At 44.7% G+C, this 3,325-nt stretch carries 3 protein-coding genes; all 3 read left to right on the top strand.

Features of this window, described 5'->3' with window-relative positions:
* A partial coding sequence (locus tag Q7J27_13290; GenBank protein MDO9530115.1) for an Hsp20/alpha crystallin family protein occupies window positions 1-532 on the top strand: 532 nt, incomplete at its 5' end.
* An 86-nt stretch (window positions 533-618) separates the two neighbouring features.
* Window positions 619-918: a GIY-YIG nuclease family protein gene (locus Q7J27_13285; protein MDO9530114.1), complete on the top strand. Its 300-nt coding sequence runs from the start codon at window positions 619-621 to the stop codon at window positions 916-918.
* Between the two features lie 99 nt (window positions 919-1,017).
* The gene (locus Q7J27_13280) at window positions 1,018-3,204 is read left to right on the top strand and encodes an ArsA family ATPase (GenBank protein ID MDO9530113.1); all 2,187 of its coding nucleotides are present in this window, start codon (window positions 1,018-1,020) and stop codon (window positions 3,202-3,204) included.
* The last annotated feature ends 121 nt before the right edge of the window (window positions 3,205-3,325 follow it).

Genomic DNA, 3,325 nt, shown 5'->3' with positions numbered 1-3,325 from the left:
GACGGTCGAAAAGATTGCAGTTCAACTGGATCATGATGGTCAGGATATTCTGTGGTACCTGTGGGATAAACGCCATGCCAAAATAGACCGGCTGGCCGAACTGATAGATGCCCCGAATCATATGCATATGCTTATGAATATAAGGGAAACGATTAACCCTGTTGCTGAAAAAGTCATCGGATGTCCGATACTTTCCTTCGAGAGGTCAAAGGTTGATCCGGAGACGGGAGAGGCAGTTTTGTTTAGCTGGTGGTTGTTGGGAAAACATGATAAATGGATACAGAGTGATGACCGCCTGCTGGACATATTCGATGAAGATTCCTGCATACAGGTCGTTATGGAAGTAAAAGGAATAGAGGAGCCTGATTTAAGGCTGGATGTTGAAAAAAATCAGATTACTGTAAGGTCTGTAAAAACCGGTTCTACATGGAAGGAAATCATTGATTTGCCTTCTGAAATAGACCCTGACAGCCATGAAATGTACCTGAAAAACAATCTGCTGGAGATCAAATTGTCTAAGAGTGAGAAGTGAGCAGTGAACATTACCGCAACCGTCATTCCCGCGAACGCGGGAATCCAGAATTGATAACCTTGTCCTCGACCTGATCGGGGACCAGAATGATGATGGAAAAACAATTTTATGTCTACATACTGGCAAGTAAGCGGAATGGAACGCTTTATTTGGGTGTAACTTCTGATATCGTTAAAAGAGTATGGCAGCACAAGAACGGTTTTGCTGAAGGTTTTACAAATAAATATGGAATTAAAAGGCTCGTTTATTACGAAATCCATGAAGATGCTGAAAATGCTATCAAAAGGGAAAAACAGCTCAAAAAATGGAGAAGAGCATGGAAAGTAGAACTGATAGAAGAGAAAAATTCCGAATGGCGGGACTTGTATGCAGATATATGTCAATAGACTGGATTCCCGCATTCGCGGGAATGACGTTATACGTTCGCGGGAATGACAGACTTTTTACTAATGCATAAATAATTAATTCCCCCTCGGAGTTCAATAATGCTCTCTTGCCATGTGCCTGAATATTTTCACAACAGAGATTTACGATTAATTCTTTTCGGTGGAAAAGGCGGCGTTGGTAAGACTACCATGGCGGCAAGCGCTGCGCTTCACCTGGCACAATCTAATCCCGATGAAAAAAAAGTCCTGATAGTATCTACCGATCCTGCCCACTCCCTGTCAGACAGTTTTGGAATAGAGATTGGTGATCGCGTGACGCCTGTTTCAGTGGTCAGTGGTCAGGGATCAGGGGTCAGTGATGAGTGGTCAGTGGTCAGTGGCCGATCCGCAATCAGCAATCCGCAATCCGCAATCAGTAATCTATACGCCCGTGAGATGGATGCGTCCAGACTGGCGGGTGAATTCAAAGCAAAGAATGAAGCTGTCATCAAAAAGTTAGCGGACAGGGGAACCTATTTCGACCAGCAGGATATTGCGGAAATTTTCGATCTTTCACTTCCCGGCATGGATGAGGTTATGGCAATCATTGAAATGGCCAATCTCATACAGGATGGAACCTATGATATTTTGATAGTGGATACCGCCCCTACAGGGCACACCGTCCGAATGCTTAACCTGCCCGCACAGATGCAGAAGTGGATTGAGGTCATGGACCTCATGCAGCACAAACACCGCTACATGTTCGTACATTTTACGGGGAAAAGTTACGTTAAAGATGAGTGTGACATTTTCCTGGATAATCTCTCCTCGGACATCGACAGAGTTAAAAGGCTGCTCTCGAACATTGAGACGACCCGCTTTGTACCGGTGACCATTCCTGAGCCCATGAGTGTCTACGAAACTGAAAGAATGCTCATATCGCTCGAAAAGATCAATGTCCCGGTGAAGGAGATAATAGTCAACCGCGTGATGGAGAGTGAAGACTGTGAATTTTGCAGGTTGAAAAAGGAGGATCAAAAGAAGCCTCTGGCTGAAATCAAAGATAAATTTTCCCGATATAACTTGATAAAAGTTCCCCTGTTCCCCGTGGAAATCCGGGGGGTCGCTGAATTGAAGAAGCTGACGGACTATTTATCAGGCAAAGCCAGCCCTATTGAATTTAAAAAAGCGAACCCGCAGGATGAGGAACACGGGGCATATTTAAATCTCGATCCCGATCTTGAATTTGTCCTCTTTGGCGGTAAGGGTGGAGTCGGCAAAACAACACTGGCTTCTGCTGCGGCTCTATATATAGCCGGAAAATATCCGGGAAAACGCATTCTTATTTTCTCAACCGACCCGGCCCATTCTCTTTCGGACAGCTTTGGAATAGAAATTGGTGATAATGTGACGCCTATTCCTTTAAGGGCAGTGGGCAGTGAGCAGGGGGCAGTTGTCGGTGGTCAGTTGTCAGTGTACAGTGATCAGTGGTCAGGGGAAGCAGCGAAGGCGATGAAGCGAATTCCTAATTCGGAATTAATGGGAAAACATTCCGCAATCCGCATTCCGCAATCCGCACTCCATACAAATCTTTTTGGCCTTGAAATGAATGCCGATAAGTTGTTCGAAGATTTCAAAAAGAATTTCAGAGATGAGATAGAGGATGTGTTCGATAGATTCCTGGGCAGCAGGGTTGATATTAAATTCGACCGTGAGGTCATGACGGAGCTCTTTACCCTTGCACCTCCGGGACTGGACGAGATTATGGCCATTGACACTATCATGGACATGAGAAAGGAAAAAAAGTTTGATCTCTTCATCCTTGATACATCGCCTACCGGCCACCTGCTTCGTTTTTTGGAACTTCCCGATATGGTAAGGGAGTGGTTGAGAGCGTTTTTCAGGCTGCTCTTAAAATATAAGGGGGTTGTCAGGCTGGCAAAGGCCGCCGAAAATGCCCTGTCCATGTCCAGAAATGTCAGAAGGATTCAGGAAACCCTAACGGATCCGGAGAAAACCGATTTCATCGGAGTTACCATCCCCGAGGCCATGGGCGTCCTCGAATTGGAACGTCTCATTGATGCTCTCGATGATTCCGGGATTTCCTGTAACAACATCGCAATAAATATGGTTATCCCGCAGATGGATTGCGGGTTTTGTTCCTTAAAGAGGGAAGAGCAACAGAGGCATATAAAAAAGATTCGTTCAAGTTATCCTGACCGTACCATTATAAAAATACCCTTGTTTTCCCATGAGATACGGGGAGTAGATAGCTTGAGCAAGATTGGCAAAACCATGTTTTTTTAAAGACCGCATTTTTGATGGTCTCGTAAAAAGTCTTTTTTTGTCACCCAAAATCATGTCCTGAACTTGTTTCAGGATCATTCAGGGTCTCTAACTTACTGAGATAATTAGATGATGAAACAAG

The sequence above is a fragment of the Syntrophales bacterium genome, from assembly GCA_030655775.1.
Lineage (GTDB): Bacteria > Desulfobacterota > Syntrophia > Syntrophales > JADFWA01 > JAUSPI01.
Note: the sequence above shows the minus strand (reverse complement) of the source record. Positions and strands in the feature narration are given on the sequence as shown.